Source organism: Prodigiosinella aquatilis, from assembly GCA_030388725.1.
Taxonomy (GTDB): Bacteria; Pseudomonadota; Gammaproteobacteria; order Enterobacterales; family Enterobacteriaceae; genus Prodigiosinella; species Prodigiosinella aquatilis.
Map to the genome: position 1 here is coordinate 1,405,085 of CP128857.1, position 15,513 is coordinate 1,420,597.

A 15,513-nucleotide genomic window follows, 5' to 3' on the forward strand; every position below is an offset into this window, starting at 1 on the left:
TTGCTGCGGTAATGTTCTACTCATGCTATGTTACATACATTCTCGAATGTATGTAAATCGCACTTTTTTGTAAAAGCGGCGCTATGGCACGAAAAACCAAACGACAAGCTCAGGAAACAAAAATCCAAATAATGGATGCTGCACTACATCTTTTTTCTGAGTGTGGGGTTTCTTCTACATCATTGTCTGACATCGCAATTGCTGCCGGTGTGACCCGTGGCGCTATTTATTGGCATTTTAAAAACAAAGCTGAACTTTTTGATGAAATTTGGGCGCGAGCAGAGTCTAAAATTACTGATTTCGAAACCGAGTATCAGGCAAAATTTCCCGATAATCCACTGCATGTGATGCGAGAAATACTGATTTATATCCTGAAGCTCACCGAGTCTGATCCAGGATGGCGTTCGATGATGGAAATAATCTTTCACAAGTGTGAATTTGTCGGGGAAATGATGCCATTATACAACGGACGTAAAGAATTGTATCTCGATTGTTATCTACAAATAGAAGGAAACTTGGAGCACTGTATTCGCCAAGGGTTGCTGCCTATCAATCTTCACGTAAGGCGGGCCGCTATTGTAACGCGCGCTTATATTTCCGGTATCATGGAAAACTGGTTATTTATGCCGAGCAGCTTTAACCTGAAGGAGGAATCTCCTCTGTTGGTGGATATTTTAATTGATATGCTTCGTACCAGTCCGGCATTGCGCGGTCAACGTGAGTAATCCTGTGCCGGTAGATAATGCGTGGAGGAAAGTGTTACTTTTACCTGACAATCCTCATACTTTGTTGTAACGAGTCATGGTAAGCTAAAGTATTTCCATCAACTTGATGATGTATCATGGTTTACTGGCCAGTGGTTTCGCTCCGTCTTCGTTCAGTTTTTTCTGATTATCGCCTCGATTTTGTGTTTTGTCATATGTTACACATATCGATGATATGTCTTGCCATACTCTCGTTTTCACCCGCGGTGGAAGCTGGAAGTGATTTGCCAACGCATAGTGAAATCCAAAGTCGGCTGAATATACTGAATAAACAAAAAAACCTCACGCCGATGGATAAGCTGACCCAGCAGGATTTAACACAAACTCTTGATGTATTGGATACCATTGATCGGGTAAAGCAGGAGACTAGTCAGCTTAAACAGGAGGCAGCGCAGGCACCTGCCAAATTAAAACAGGTCAGCGGAGATCTGGATGCTCTCAATGCGACGAGCAAGGATGATGTACCTAAATCATTAGAATCTCTATCCCTCAAACAGCTCGAAGCACATCTGAACGAAACACTGAATGATTTACAATCTGCTCAGGAAAACCTTTCTACCTACAACAGTCAATTAATTTCTCTGCAAACTCAACCAGAGCGTGTACAAAGCGCTCTGGTTGCTGCTTTGCAGCGTAGCCAGAAGTTACGTAACCAACTCAATGGATTGGAATCGAATCAAGCGCCTTTGCGCTCGAGTCAGCAGGTATTGTTGCAGGCAGAGCAAGCTCTGGTGACGTTGCAAATGGAGCAGCAGCGTAAAAGCCTGGAGGTGAATACGACCTTGCAGGATTTATTACAGAAACAGCGTGATTATACTGCGGCACAAATTAACCAACTGGAACGCATGGTTCAGGCACTGCAAGGCATTATTAATGGCAAGCGTCTGAACCTTTCTGAAAAAACTGCCAAAGAAGCGCAAAATTCCGAAGATTTACAACGCATCCAAGAAAATCCATTAGTGAAAATGGAAATGGATATAAATCAAAAGCTTAGTCAGCGCTTGATCAAAGCTACCGAAGAGAGCAATACGCTGGTCCAGCAAACTATTCAGGTAAAAAATTGGTTGGATCGCGCCTCTCAGTCTGAGCGTAATCTGAAAGAGCAGGTGACAGTATTAAAGGGCAGTTTGTTATTATCGCGGATTCTCTATCAGCAGCAGCTTAACCTGCCTTCTGCTGATTCACTGAGTGACATGAGTGCGCAGATTGCTGACTTACGTCTTGAGCAATTCGATATTAATCAGCAACGTGATGTGTTGTTCCGCGGGGACGAATATATCCAGAAATTGTTAGCACGCAGTAATAAGCCGGTTGATGCGGAAGTAACCGATGCTTTGGGACAAGTGCTGGACATGCGAAGAGAGTTGCTTGATCAGCTCAACAAGCAACTGGGTAATCAACTGATGTTGGCTATAAACCTACAAATCAACAGGCAGCAGTTACTGGGTATTAATACCTCTTTGCAGCACACGTTAACGCAGCAGATTTTCTGGGTAAACAGCAATAAACCAATGGATTGGAGCTGGCTGGAAGATTTGCCATCAGCGCTGAAGCAGCAGGTAAATGATCTGCATTTGACGCTGAAGCCAGCACAATTATTGCAGGGCACACTGCAATCACTGTTGTTTGTAGTGCCATCATTGCTTGCTATCGGGCTGATTTATTGGCGACGCAAGGCGATTGATAACTACATGAACAAGCTGTCGGATGATGTCGGTCAGCTTAAGCGAGACAGCCAGCTTCACACGCCGCAGGTTATTCTGCTGGTTGTGTTAAAAACCTTACCCGGGGTGCTGATTATTCTTGCCCTGGGGATATGGTTGAAAAAGATGGATAGCCAGATCAGTAGTTTTTCCTGGCTACTGAGTGAAAATTTAGCGTTGCTCTGGCTGGTATTCGGGATGACTTATATCAGCTTGAAACCCGCTGGTCTTTGTGAACACCATTTTAGTATTCCATCCTCACGTTGTGCGCATTATCGCCGACAAACGGTGAGGCTGGGGAGCGCATTACTGCCGCTGGTTTTTTGGTCAGTGATCGGCGACAAAATGCCACTTTATCTGGCTGACGATGTTATTGGACAGATTATTATCGTCTGTAACCTGATTTTGCTGACTGTTCTGGTTTTCCCATTGTGCCGAGACAGTTGGCGTGAAAAAGATCGTCATACTGCCAGACTTATCATTGTGACTGTCATTGTTCTCATGCCGCTATTCCTGATTGGCTTGATGTTCAATGGTTATTTCTATACTACCTTACGGCTATCGGCACGCTGGATAGAAACACTCTGTCTATGGATGGTATGGAATATTGTTTATATGACAATAATCCGAGGACTCAGTGTTGCGGCCCGTCGTCTGGCTTATCGTCGTGCGCTGGCAAGACGGCAGAATATGGCTAAAGAGGGCGCGGAAGGCAGTGAGCCAGTTCCGGAAGCACCTCTGGCGCTAGAGCAGATCAGTCAACAGTCGTTGCGTTTGGCCACGATGGTGCTGTTGCTTGTTTTTTCCGTGGCGTTCTACTGGATTTGGTCAGAACTGATCACCGTATTCTCTTATCTGGACAGCATTACGTTGTGGCACTACAACACCTCTGTTGCTGGCAGTAGTGTTTTGCAGGCGGTGACACTGGGTAATCTTCTGGTCGCATTGTTGATTATTGTTGTGGCTTATGTGATGACCCGAAATCTCCCCGGTTTGCTGGAGGTACTGGTTCTTTCCCGACTCCAACTACGTCAGGGGACATCCTATGCCATTACCACGATGTTGACTTATCTGATTACGATTATCGGTGCTGCAACTTCTTTAAGTTCGATGGGCGTATCATGGGATAAGCTGCAATGGTTGGTGGCAGCATTATCTGTCGGATTAGGTTTCGGCTTGCAGGAGATCTTCGCCAACTTTGTCTCTGGTCTGATTATTCTGTTCGAGCGTCCAGTGCGCATCGGCGACACCATCACCATTGGTTCGTTTTCCGGTGGAGTGAGCAAAATCCGTATTCGTGCCACCACGATTACGGATTTCGACCGCAAGGAAGTCATCATCCCTAATAAGGCCTTTGTGACAGAGCGGCTGATCAACTGGTCACTGTCAGATACGATTACGCGTGTCATTATTCGTATTGGTGTGGCATATGGCTCGGATCTGGACAAAGTAAAAGAGGTGCTGTTACAGGCGGCTCGGGAGAACCCTCGAGTTATGGTTGACCCTGAACCACAAGTTTTTTTCCTGGAGTTTGGTGCCAGCTCATTGGATCACGAGCTGCGATTGTATGTCCGGGAACTGGGTGACCGCAGCTATACCGTGGATGAGCTCAATCGAGCGATTGATCGCCTGTGCCGGGAAAATAATATTAATATTGCTTTCAATCAGTTGGAAGTTTATCTGCATAACAATCAGGGCGCTGAGTTTAAAGAAGTTTCCCGCTAACAGACAGATGATAGTCTGAATGTCGAATAAGCCAGAGTCTGTCGGAGCAAGAAAGGGCAATCTTGCTCCGGCGGAGCAAACACCTTATCTTGCCATGTTGTCTTCTTTGTGCTGTGTTTTTTGCTGATAATCCCTGCGTACAATATCCAGCGCAGCCAGCACGATTTCAGGCTCAACATGATTGGTTTCTAACAACATAATGAGATCTACCGCCAGCTTGACTTCGGGAGCTGCATTTTCCAGTGACATAGTGAGTCCACTTTCCTATTGCTCTAAGTCCGGTTTTTAGATATAGCAGATATTGCCTGATACCACGAGGCTTAATGGCCCTGTTCCCGTCGCTCTATCTGTTTTTCTAAACGAGACAATGCCTGCCGGCATCGCAGGAGCCGACCTTCCAATGCAGCCAATTCTTTTTGCAGTCGTTGTTGTTCGCTGAGTATAGTTTGTTGATATAACAGGCTTTCACGATCTTGAATCATTGCCAGCAGACGGCGCTCAAAATCTTGATGTTCGGATAGTTTATGGTAAAGATCCTTCGGTGGAGCAGAAGTTGGTTCTTGCTGGCGTAATTGCTGCGTCGCTAATTCACGTTGTAGCGCTGTGATTTGCGCCAACAGCTTTTCCGCCATAAATGCTACTCGTTCGGTGCGTTTTTCCGCAACATATTGCCGGAGATGCTGATGGTTTTGTTGTACTTCATGCAGATAATCGCCTAATCGAGTGCCGTAACAGCTGAACAACTGACGATCAAACCGAGATTGTGAAGCGGGATGTGTGGCAACAGAGGCGATTTCCTGCGCCAGGGTTGTTATCTGGTGTTCCAGCGCTTGCAACAATGTTTGCGTATTCACACAGTTTCCTCACCATTGGCATGGGCGGCAAGCTTGCCTGTTAATCCTGATAGATACAATACGTAGGCCCTATTTCAGCTTTTACAGTACAGAGGATATTATCCGGTAAAAAGCCAAATGTGATGATAAAGTTAAATGCGGGTAGCTATCATTTAGAAAAGAGGTGTGCATGTATCGTGGATTTCTGATCGTCATCGGGTGGTTGGCGGTGATTCTGGCGGCATTTGGCGTGATATTACCGTTATTGCCGACGACACCTTTCCTGCTACTGGCTGCCTGGTGTTTTGCTCGGTCATCGCCACGTTTTCATCATTGGTTGCTTTACCGTTCTTTGTTTGGCGGTTATCTTCGTCACTGGCAGCAATACCGTGCTTTGCCACCACGGGTGAAAGGAAAAGCGATTGCTGTAATTATAGCAACATTTGTTTTATCACTCTGGATGGTGGAAATTACCTGGGTCAGAGGCTTGCTACTGGCTATTTTGGCTGTGTTGCTGGTTTTTATGCTGCGCCTGCCCGTTATTGATCCTGAGCAACAAAAGACAAGTTGATTTTGGTGGGGCGGTTGCATTTACCGAGCACTTTGACTAGATTTGGGCGTTTTCGTGTGTAGATCACCACTTTCCTTCTTTTCGGTAAATGGCGCTTTATTATTGATGAAGCGAAGGTCCGCAGCGGGTTATTCAGTAAACAGAACGTTTTATCAGGCACAAGATTATGACCGTAACACTGCAGCCAGAATTAATTAAAAATAGTATCAAAAGTATTCGAGATTACCCTAAACCGGGCATATTGTTCCGGGATGTCACGAGCCTGTTGGAAAACCCTCAGGCATACTCAATGAGTATTGAGATGCTGGTAATGCATTATCGGGATGCTGAGATTACCAAAGTTGTGGGTACTGAAGCCCGTGGTTTTTTGTTTGGTGCTCCGGTAGCTTTGGCGTTAGGCGTAGGATTTGTTCCAGTGCGTAAACCAGGTAAACTACCGCGTGCTACTGTCAGTGAAAGCTATGTATTGGAGTACGGCGTCGATACGCTGGAAATGCATGCAGATTCGATTGATTCCAGTGATAGGGTGCTGGTGATTGATGATTTGTTGGCTACAGGCGGTACAATTGAAGCCACTGTGAAACTTATTCGTCGTCAAGGTGGGCAGGTTTCTGATGCGGCGTTTATTATCAATCTGTTCGATTTAGGTGGCCGCCAACGTCTTGAAAGCATAGGCGTGAACTGTTACAGCCTGGTTGACTTCCCCGGACATTAAGCATAACAGTCTCGCCGATAGTGGCGAGACTGTGTTAGCATCACCTCTTCAATAACTCAACTGTTGCGGTATTGATGAGCTATCAGGTTCTTGCCCGTAAGTGGCGCCCCCAAACCTTTGCTGATGTGGTTGGCCAGGAGCATGTGCTGACAGCGTTGGCTAACGGTCTTTCTCTAGGCCGGATTCACCATGCCTACCTTTTCTCTGGTACTCGCGGTGTGGGGAAAACCACCATCGCGCGTTTGCTGGCAAAGGGGCTGAATTGTGACATGGGCATCACTGCGACACCTTGCGGTCAGTGCGACAGTTGCCGAGAGATCGAACAAGGGCGGTTTGTCGATCTGATTGAGATCGATGCGGCTTCACGTACAAAAGTTGAAGATACCCGCGACCTGCTGGATAACGTGCAATATGCTCCGGCGCGCGGTCGTTTCAAAGTTTATCTCATCGATGAAGTGCATATGCTGTCACGCCACAGTTTTAATGCGCTGCTGAAAACACTGGAAGAACCTCCCGCCCACGTTAAATTCCTGTTGGCTACCACCGACCCGCAAAAGTTGCCGATCACCATTCTGTCACGTTGTCTGCAATTTCATCTGAAAGCGCTGGATGTTGAACAAATTCGCGCACATTTGGAACATGTTCTGCAGGAAGAACAACTGATTTTTGAGCCGCGGGCGTTACAACTGATGGCCCGTGCGGCTGATGGTAGCCTGCGTGATGCATTAAGTCTGACCGATCAGGCGATTGCCATTGGACAGGGGCAGGTGACGACAGCCGCGGTAAGCCAGATGCTCGGGACATTGGATGATGAACAACCGCTGGCGCTAATTGAAGCACTGGTGAAAGCGGATGGTGAACGGGTCATGATGCTGTTGGCGCAGGCGGCTTCCCGCGGGGTTGATTGGGAGTCGCTGCTGGTAGAAACACTCACCATTCTGCATCGTATCGCGATGGTGCAGCTACTGCCTTCTGCATTGGGTGATGATTATGCGATGGTGGCACCACGGTTGCGAGATTTGGCCCGCGTGTTACCACCAGCGGATGTCCAGCTTTACTATCAAATTTTGCTGATTGGCCGCAAAGAGTTGCCATATGCGCCAGATCGCCGTATGGGGGTAGAAATGACGCTGCTGCGGGCGCTGGCTTTTCATCCCAATCAGATCATTGAATCCCAGGCCCCGGTTTCTACACCGACTCCTTCGGCCATAGAGCCAGTGATTGTTCCACATCAGCCAGCGACTTCAATGTCGCGAACAGAAAATCACCCCCGGACGATGGTGCCGTCAGAAAACCCGGCGCCAGCTGCTACAGCCGAACAACCCGAGCCTGCGGGGAGCCGTCCGGAAAACGATAACTACAGTAGTGAGCTGTCTGACTCTACCGCGCAACTGTTGCACGCTCGTAGCCAACTGTTACGCAAGCAAGAGGCAACTCCACCAAAAAAGAGTGAAGCGGCGGCGTTCAGTAAAACGCGGCCGGTAACCTCGGCATTGGAGCGTCTGGCTTCCGTGGCTGAGCGTGGTCAACAACAGATGTCTGCTAAAGAAACCGCACAGCCGGAGCAGAAAAAGCAGGAAGCTTATCGCTGGCGAGCACAGAAAAAAACTGAAGTGGTAGAGAAAAATGTCACGACAACGCCCAAGGCATTGCGTTCGGCATTGGAACATGAGAAAACACCGGAATTGGTGGCTCGTCTGGTTGAAGAATCGATAGAAAGGGATGCCTGGGCGGCGGAAGTCCACAGTTTGACGTTGCCAAAACTGGTACAACAGCTGGCATTGAATGCTTTTAAAAAAGAGCCGGAAGTGGGGGTTGTGCAGTTACATCTGCGTTCTTCTCTGCGCCACCTGAATAGTGCTGTGGCGCAAAAAACGCTGGCAGAGACATTGATGGCACACTACGGTCGTCCGATAGTGCTGACCGTAGTTGAAGATGATGACCTTACGGTGCATACACCGCTGGAGTGGCGACAGGTTATCTATGAAGAGATGCTGACCGAGGCTCGTCAGTCCATTATGACGGACAATAATATTCAAACGCTGCGGCGTTTCTTTGACGCGGAACTGGACGAAGAAAGTATCCGCCCCGTTTAACTGCTGCTGAATAAGCAGCCCGAAGTGATAGAGAGAGCGATATGTTTGGTAAAGGTGGTTTAGGCAATCTGATGAAACAAGCCCAGCAGATGCAGGAGAAAATGCAGCAGATGCAGGAAGAGATTGCCAATCTGGAAGTCACGGGGGAGTCGGGTGCCGGGCTGGTGAAAGTGACTATCAATGGTGCTCATAACTGCCGTCGTGTGGAAATTGACCCCAGCCTGATGGAAGACGACAAAGAAATGCTGGAAGATCTGGTCGCTGCGGCATTTAACGATGCGGCACGCCGTATCGCCGAAACGCAGAAAGAGAAAATGGCGTCAGTCTCCGGTGGTATGCAGTTGCCACCGGGCTTCAAAATGCCGTTCTGATGCAGACCAGTCCACTTCTTGAGTCGTTGATGGAAGCCCTGCGCTGTTTACCTGGCGTGGGGCCGAAGTCGGCGCAGCGTATGGCATTCCATCTGTTGCAGCGTGATCGCAGCGGTGGTATGCGGTTGGCGCAGGCGTTGACCCGTGCGATGTCTGAAATCGGACATTGTGCCGATTGCCGTACCTTTACCGAACAGGATGTTTGTACTATCTGTGCTAATCCGCGTCGTCGGCAAACAGGACAAATCTGTGTGGTGGAAAGTCCGGCTGATATCCATGCAATAGAACAGACAGGTCAGTTTTCCGGGCGTTATTTCGTGTTGATGGGGCACCTTTCACCTTTGGATGGCATAGGTCCTGATGATATCGGGTTGGGGCGTTTGGAAGAGCGTTTGTCTACGGAATCTATCAGCGAGGTGATTCTGGCGACCAATCCGACAGTCGAAGGTGACGCTACGGCAAACTACATTGCCGAGTTGTGCTCACAGTATGGCGTTATGGCCAGCCGTATTGCTCATGGTGTTCCAGTCGGTGGTGAACTGGAAATGGTGGATGGTACCACCTTATCTCATTCGCTGGCAGGACGGCATCCAATCACGTTTTGATCTCGTGGCTGTCGGCGTTTTGGTCGGCGGCTGTCATCTACTTACTATTTTCTGCGTTTAATTTCTCGTTTCTCCCTTGAAATCCCACTGTTTTATCCCCACCTCATGCTCATCTTTGTTTAATCAGTCGGAATAAAACAGATATTGAGGTAAGCCACAATGAGTATGAAAGGCCAAGAAACCCGCGGGTTCCAGTCTGAAGTGAAGCAGTTGCTGCATTTGATGATCCATTCACTTTATTCCAATAAAGAGGTTTTCCTGCGTGAATTGATCTCCAATGCTTCTGATGCGGCTGATAAATTACGCTTCCGTGCGTTGTCTGCCGCTGAACTGTATGAAGGCAATGGCGAGTTGCGGGTGCGAGTTTCTACTGACAAAGAAAAACGGACTATTACCATTGCCGATAACGGTATTGGGATGACCCGTGATGAGGTCATTGATAATCTGGGAACGATTGCCAAATCAGGCACTAAATCCTTTTTAGAGTCGTTGGGTTCTGATCAGGTAAAAGATAGCCAGCTTATTGGTCAATTCGGTGTCGGTTTTTATTCTGCATTCATTGTGGCGGATAAAGTCACTGTCCGCACTCGCGTTGCGGGTACCAGCCCTGATCAAGGGGTATTCTGGGAATCCACAGGCGAAGGGGATTACACCATCGCCGATATCACCAAAGAAGAGCGTGGCACGGAAATTACGTTGCATCTGCGTGAAGGGGAAGACGAGTTTCTTGACAGTTGGCGCGTGCGTTCCATCATCAGCAAATACTCTGACCACATCGCTTTGCCGGTAGAGATTGAGTCCCGTACTGAAAGCGAAGAAGAGGGTGGCGAAGCGACAGTAAGCTGGGAAAAGATTAACAAGGCTCAGGCGTTATGGACACGCAGCAAGTCTGAAATCAGCGACGAAGAATATACCGAATTCTATAAACACATTGCCCATGACTTTACCGATCCGGTGAGCTGGAGCCATAACCGGGTTGAAGGGAAACAGGAATATACCAGTCTGCTATATATTCCATCCCAGGCGCCGTGGGATATGTGGAACCGCGACCATAAACACGGTCTGAAGCTTTATGTACAGCGGGTGTTCATCATGGATGATGCTGAACAGTTTATGCCAAATTATCTGCGCTTTATTCGTGGTCTGATCGACTCTAATGATCTGCCACTGAATGTCTCCCGTGAAATTTTGCAGGATAACCGTGTTACTCAGAACCTGCGTACCGCATTGACTAAACGTGTATTACAGATGCTGGAAAAACTGGCGAAAGACGACAGTGAAAAATATCAGCAATTCTGGCAACAGTTCGGTTTGGTGCTGAAAGAAGGGCCGGCAGAAGATGGCAGCAACCGTGAAGCGATTGCCAAACTGTTACGCTTTGCTTCTACGCATACTGATAGCGCTGTCCAGACGGTATCGCTGGAAGAGTATGTTGGCCGTATGGTTGAAGGTCAGGACAAGATTTACTACATCACTGCCGACAGCTACGCCGCAGCCAAGAGTAGCCCTCATCTGGAACTGTTCCGCAAAAAAGGCATTGAGGTACTGCTGCTTTCCGATCGCATTGACGAATGGATGATGAGCTATCTAACGGAGTTTGATGGTAAATCTTTCCAGTCAGTCAGCAAGGCGGATGAAGCGTTGGACAAACTGGCGGATGAAACAAGCGACACGCAGAAGGAAGCAGACAAAGCGCTGGAACCTTTTGTTGATCGTGTGAAAAATCTGTTGGGTGAACGAGTAAAAGATGTTCGTCTGACTCATCGGCTCACCGATACGCCAGCGATTGTTACTACTGATGCTAGTGACATGAGCACTCAGATGGCGAAATTGTTTGCTGCATCGGGCCAGGCTGCACCGGAAGTGAAATACATTTTTGAACTGAATCCAGAGCATGCGCTAGTGAAGCGGGCATCTGATATTGCCGACGACACTCAGTTTACTGAGTGGGTGGAATTACTGTTGGATCAGGCTCTGCTGGCAGAACGCGGTACTCTGGATGATCCGAATCAGTTTGTTCGTCGTGTGAATCAGTTGTTAACGGCTTAAGTCCTCTGTTGCCCCGGTTTTACAACTGGGGCAATGTCTCGAAAATGTTTTTTTCTTGTTGTTGGATTGTTAATTAATTCATCGTCTACACTGTCATAACACCCGTTATAGCACTGGCGGGTCATGATTTCATGCGCGAAAAAAAGCTGAACCGAGCCCGTTCCTTGAGGATGGGCGCATGGAATGGTATGGTTTGGCGATTTTCAAATTTATTTTAAAAAAATTACATGCAAGGGGATTTACGCGATGCGTATTATTCTGCTGGGCGCTCCGGGCGCAGGCAAAGGTACTCAGGCTCAGTTCATCATGGAAAAATATGGAATTCCTCAGATTTCCACCGGTGACATGCTGCGCGCAGCAGTAAAAGCTGGTACTGAATTGGGCAAGCAAGCAAAAGAAATCATGGATGCGGGTAAGTTGGTCACCGACGAACTGGTTATTGCCTTGGTGAAAGAGCGTATTGCACAGGATGATTGTCGTAACGGTTTCTTGCTAGATGGTTTTCCTCGCACGATTCCTCAGGCTGATGCCATGAAAGAAGCGGGCATCAACGTTGATTATGTTATCGAGTTTGCTGTGCCTGATGAGCTGATTGTGGAACGTATTGTGGGTCGTCGTGTTCATGCATCGTCAGGTCGCGTATACCATGTGAAGTTCAATCCACCTAAAGTGGAAGGTAAGGATGATGTCACTGGTGAAGATCTGACGATCCGTAAGGATGACCATGAAGACACTGTGCGCAAACGTCTTGTGGAATACCATCAGCAAACAGCACCTCTGGTGACCTACTATCAGAAAGAAGCGTCTGCGGGTAATACGCTGTACCATAAAATGGATGGTACTCGTAAAGTGAGTGAAGTCAGCGCCGAACTGGCTGGTATTCTGGGCTAATAGATATCGTCGCAAATTGCTGTTCGGTCGTTATGCGGTACGGTGTTAATTATGATGCCAGACACTATGTCTGGCATTTTTTATGGTTTTTTCACTACATCAGCTTCAGCAATCGCTAGTATTGATTTTAACCATGTTGTCTGCCCGTTTTTATTCGATTTTTTCGCTACAATAGCGGTCTGATAATGGGATTTAAAACAATACGCCAGCCCTGTAGCTGGGAGAGGATAATGTCAATGAGGCAAGAAAAACGTGGTGTGCTGATGGTTAACCTGGGAACACCCGATTCACCTACGCCTCAGGCGATAAAGCGCTATCTGGCCGAATTTCTCAGCGACCGGCGAGTTGTGGATCTTACCCGTTGGATTTGGTGGCCTATTCTCTATGGCATTATCCTGCCGATTCGTGCGCCTCGGGTGGCAAAATTGTATCGGTCTGTCTGGATGAAAGACGGTTCCCCGCTGCTGGTATTCAGTCGTCGACAGCAACAGGCATTGGCTGAACGCTTGCCGAACATCCCCGTTGCGTTAGGTATGAGCTATGGCTCACCCAGTTTGCACTCTGCGTTGGATAGTTTGTTGACTCAAGGCGTCACTCAGCTAACGGTTTTACCGCTTTATCCACAATATTCCTGTTCCACCACAGCAGCAGTATGGGATGGCCTGGCTACTCTTTTGAAACAGTATCGGCGGATACCCGCCATCCGTTTTATCCGTGACTATGCGGAACATCCGGCATATATCGCCGCATTGAAGCATCGCGCAGAACAATCTTTTGCCGAGTATGGTGTGCCGGATAAACTGGTTATCTCTTTTCACGGTATTCCGCAGCGTTATGCTGATGAAGGGGATGACTATCCGTTGCATTGCGCGGCAACGGCTGACGCGTTGACTGTGGCGTTGGGATTACCGAAAGAGCGAGTGCTGATGACATATCAATCCCGCTTTGGTCGTGAGCCTTGGTTGACACCTTATACTGATGAGACGCTGAAAGGATTGCCAGCGCAGGGTGTGAAACACATTCAGATCATTTGTCCTGGTTTCGCTGCGGATTGTCTGGAAACACTGGAAGAAATTCAGGAACAAAACCGGGACGTTTTTTTACATGCGGGTGGGGAGCAATTTGCCTACATTCCTGCACTGAATGCCGATCCTATGCATATCGATTTGTTTGAGCGATTAGTTACACAGGGTAATTGACGCATTGAACATCAGACGCTGCATTCGCGTCTGATGTTTTCCGATTTAAAGTGGACATGTTTTTACCGATTGTGCTTCATCAATATTCAGTAGCGTAATCATGGCGTCTGCAATTTCTCTCTCGCCCATAATGACCTGATTGGCGCCGTGTTCGGTAATGTAGTTAACTTCATCGTCATAATGCGCTCTGGCGATAATGATCAGATCTTCCCGTTTGGAACGGGCTGCGGCCACGATTTCTCCGGCTTCATAACCGTTGGGGATGGTCAGCAGAAGCCAACGAGCACAGTCCAGACGCGCAATGTCCATAATGTCTGGCCTGGTGGCATTGCCCAGTATGGCTTTGATGCCTTGTTCACGTAAGGCATCGACACGGGTGCGTGAAGTTTCGACCACTACTATCGGGATGCCGGCCTGGTGCAGGCGTGATCCGATTAAGCTTCCGACTCGACCGTAACCCACCAGCAGCACATGGTTGCATAAATTTACCGGGATCTGTTTTTCCTCTTCAATCGCCTCTTCCACGATTTGTTCTTCGATAGTTTCTGTTTTCATCAGATAACGACCCAGCAAGGAAAATAGCAGCGGGTTGATCATAATAGAAAGAATAGCGCCCGCCAGGACCAAATTGCGAGCATTCTCGGTCAGCAAGCCGATCGAAATACCCAGTCCGGCGAGAATGAACGCGAACTCACCGATTTGTGCCAAACTGACGGAGATCGTCAACGCGGTACGTTTAGAGTGTCCGAACAGTTTCACCAGTACAAAAGCGGCCACTGATTTACCCAATACAATGATTAATAGTGTTCCTAGTACGGCAATAGGTTCGTTGAGCAGAATCATCGGATCAAACAGCATACCCACAGAGACGAAAAACAGTACTGCGAAGGCGTCTCGCAGCGGTAGTGTGTCGTGGGCTGCCCGTTGGCTGAGTTCTGATTCGTTTAACACTACACCAGCAAAAAAAGCGCCTAAGGCAAAAGAGACATCGAACAGTTTGACGGCACCGAAGGCAATGCCCAGTGACATCGCCAGCACTGCCAATGTGAATAATTCCCGTGAACCTGTACTGGCGCTTTTGGCCAGTATCCACGGCACAGCACGACGACCAACTATCACCATCAGCGTAATAAAGGCAATCACTTTACCGAGTGTCCAGCCTAAATCGTACAGTAACTGATAGATATTGGTGGTCGACGATTCAAACATATGGCCGAATGCCGGTAATAGCACGAGTGTGAGCACCATGACCAAATCTTCCACTATCAGCCAGCCAATGGCTATTTTCCCACGCTGACTATCAATGAGTTGGCGTTCTTCCAGTGAACGTAGCAGTACCACGGTACTGGCAGTGGAAAGACACAATCCGAAAACCAACCCGTTTGGCAAACTCCAGCCCAGCAGGGAAGAAAGACCGATACCCAACAGTGTGGCAACCGCAATCTGTGCAATGGCGCCGGGGATAGCGATAGATTTTACTGCCATCAAATCTTTCAGGGAAAAATGCAGGCCAACCCCGAACATCAACAGAATTATCCCCAATTCAGCAATTTCGATCGCTAACTTGGCATCAGCTACAAAACCGGGGGTAAAAGGACCGACCAGCACGCCAGCAAGCAGATAACCTACCAATGGGGAAATCCGCAAACGATTCGCCAGAATACCCAGTAGAAAAGCAAGTACCAGACCTACAGCCATGGTGGATATTAGTGGTGTTGTGTCATGCATCCCGACTCCTTTGCTTATAGGTAAACGTGAATGAGCGAAGGTTCCATAACCGATGGGGTTGGATAACTCATGCCGCTTTTTAACCTTACTGTATCGCTTATACGCCATGCATAAGATTAAAGCGTTTGTGAGATAGGCTCATTAATTAAGTGTACATGTATATGAAAAACATAATGTGGGGAAATAAAAGAATTTTGTGATAAATCCTAATTAAACCATGTTTTGAATTATAACATGTATTTATCGGTATATTGGTTATTTTG

General features: G+C 47.9%; 13 protein-coding genes and 1 other annotated feature. Of the genes, 10 read left to right on the forward strand and 3 right to left on the reverse strand.

The features are described 5' to 3' along the window. Nucleotides 1–83: 83 nt before the first annotated feature. Both acrR and mscK read left to right on the forward strand, forming a co-directional pair. Nucleotides 84–725, forward strand: coding sequence for a multidrug efflux transporter transcriptional repressor AcrR (gene acrR, locus PCO85_06605; GenBank protein ID WJV55086.1), 642 nt, complete (start codon nucleotides 84–86; stop codon nucleotides 723–725). A gap of 194 nt (nucleotides 726–919) precedes the next feature. Further along, nucleotides 920–4,192: a mechanosensitive channel MscK gene (gene mscK / locus PCO85_06610; protein ID WJV56014.1), complete on the forward strand. Its 3,273-nt coding sequence runs from the start codon at nucleotides 920–922 to the stop codon at nucleotides 4,190–4,192. 84 nt (nucleotides 4,193–4,276) lie between these two features. Here mscK and rsmS read toward each other — a convergent pair whose 3' ends face one another. Further along, nucleotides 4,277–4,441: a pleiotropic regulatory protein RsmS gene (gene rsmS / locus PCO85_06615; protein ID WJV55087.1), complete on the reverse strand. Its 165-nt coding sequence runs from the start codon at nucleotides 4,439–4,441 to the stop codon at nucleotides 4,277–4,279. A 71-nt stretch (nucleotides 4,442–4,512) separates the two neighbouring features. After that, nucleotides 4,513–5,046 carry a primosomal replication protein gene (locus PCO85_06620; GenBank protein ID WJV55088.1) on the reverse strand — a complete coding sequence of 178 codons (534 nt, stop codon included), beginning with the start codon at nucleotides 5,044–5,046 and terminating at the stop codon, nucleotides 4,513–4,515. Nucleotides 5,047–5,215: 169 nt separating this feature from the next. Here PCO85_06620 and PCO85_06625 point away from each other — a divergent pair, with 169 nt between their 5' ends. The 8 genes from PCO85_06625 (at nucleotide 5,216) to hemH (ending at nucleotide 13,522) form a co-directional block, all read left to right on the forward strand. Next, entirely contained in the window at nucleotides 5,216–5,596 is a 381-nt protein-coding gene (locus tag PCO85_06625; protein WJV55089.1) for a DUF454 family protein, read from the forward strand. Between the two features lie 166 nt (nucleotides 5,597–5,762). Next, nucleotides 5,763–6,311 carry an adenine phosphoribosyltransferase gene (gene apt / locus PCO85_06630; GenBank protein ID WJV55090.1) on the forward strand — a complete coding sequence of 183 codons (549 nt, stop codon included), beginning with the start codon at nucleotides 5,763–5,765 and terminating at the stop codon, nucleotides 6,309–6,311. Nucleotides 6,312–6,385: 74 nt separating this feature from the next. Then, nucleotides 6,386–8,407, forward strand: coding sequence for a DNA polymerase III subunit gamma/tau (gene dnaX / locus PCO85_06635; GenBank protein WJV55091.1), 2,022 nt, complete (start codon nucleotides 6,386–6,388; stop codon nucleotides 8,405–8,407). Further along, nucleotides 7,734–7,798, forward strand: a sequence feature (DnaX frameshifting element). Its footprint overlaps the gene before it by 65 nt. Before the next feature lie 41 nt (nucleotides 8,408–8,448). After that, the gene (locus PCO85_06640; GenBank protein ID WJV55092.1) at nucleotides 8,449–8,778 is read left to right on the forward strand and encodes a YbaB/EbfC family nucleoid-associated protein; all 330 of its coding nucleotides are present in this window, start codon (nucleotides 8,449–8,451) and stop codon (nucleotides 8,776–8,778) included. Then, nucleotides 8,778–9,383 carry a recombination mediator RecR gene (gene recR, locus PCO85_06645; protein WJV55093.1) on the forward strand — a complete coding sequence of 202 codons (606 nt, stop codon included), beginning with the start codon at nucleotides 8,778–8,780 and terminating at the stop codon, nucleotides 9,381–9,383. Before PCO85_06640 ends, recR begins: the two co-directional genes overlap by 1 nt. Before the next feature lie 165 nt (nucleotides 9,384–9,548). Next, nucleotides 9,549–11,432, forward strand: a complete 1,884-nt coding sequence (gene htpG, locus PCO85_06650; GenBank protein WJV56015.1) for a molecular chaperone HtpG — start codon at nucleotides 9,549–9,551, stop codon at nucleotides 11,430–11,432. 246 nt (nucleotides 11,433–11,678) lie between these two features. Beyond that, nucleotides 11,679–12,323, forward strand: a complete 645-nt coding sequence (gene adk / locus PCO85_06655; protein ID WJV55094.1) for an adenylate kinase — start codon at nucleotides 11,679–11,681, stop codon at nucleotides 12,321–12,323. Between the two features lie 236 nt (nucleotides 12,324–12,559). Next, on the forward strand, nucleotides 12,560–13,522 hold the full coding sequence (gene hemH / locus PCO85_06660; protein ID WJV55095.1) for a ferrochelatase: 963 nt from the start codon (nucleotides 12,560–12,562) through the stop codon (nucleotides 13,520–13,522). A gap of 45 nt (nucleotides 13,523–13,567) precedes the next feature. Here the strand turns inward: hemH and ybaL are convergent, their stop codons facing one another. Further along, nucleotides 13,568–15,250: a YbaL family putative K(+) efflux transporter gene (gene ybaL, locus PCO85_06665; GenBank protein ID WJV55096.1), complete on the reverse strand. Its 1,683-nt coding sequence runs from the start codon at nucleotides 15,248–15,250 to the stop codon at nucleotides 13,568–13,570. Nucleotides 15,251–15,513 lie beyond the last annotated feature (263 nt).